At 66.9% G+C, this 308-nt stretch carries 1 protein-coding gene; it reads left to right on the top strand.

Annotation, left to right across the window (positions count from 1 at the left end):
• Positions 1-308 (top strand): ABC transporter ATP-binding protein (locus HMPREF2883_RS06505; RefSeq protein ID WP_141759062.1); only part of this gene is annotated, 308 nt, incomplete at both ends.

Here is a 308-nt window from a genome sequence, read left to right as displayed (position 1 = left end):
GGCAAGTCCACCCTCCTGCACTGCCTGGCCGGCCTGGACACCCCCACCTCCGGCAACGTCCTCATCGCCGGACAGGACCTGGCGGGCATGAACGACAAACAACTCACCACCGTACGCCGCGACCAGCTCGGCTTCATCTTCCAGTCCTTCAACCTCCTGCCCACCCTGACCGCCGAGGAGAACATCCTCCTACCCCAGCGCCTAGCCCACCGCAAACCAGCCCGAGACTGGTACGACGCCGTCATCTCAGTCCTGGGCCTCACCGACCGCCTCACCCACCGCCCCAACGAGCTCTCCGGCGGCCAGCA

Source organism: Actinomyces sp. HMSC075C01 (assembly GCF_001812965.1).
Taxonomy (GTDB): Bacteria; Actinomycetota; Actinomycetes; order Actinomycetales; family Actinomycetaceae; genus Actinomyces; species Actinomyces acetigenes.
Note: the sequence above shows the minus strand (reverse complement) of the source record. Positions and strands in the feature narration are given on the sequence as shown.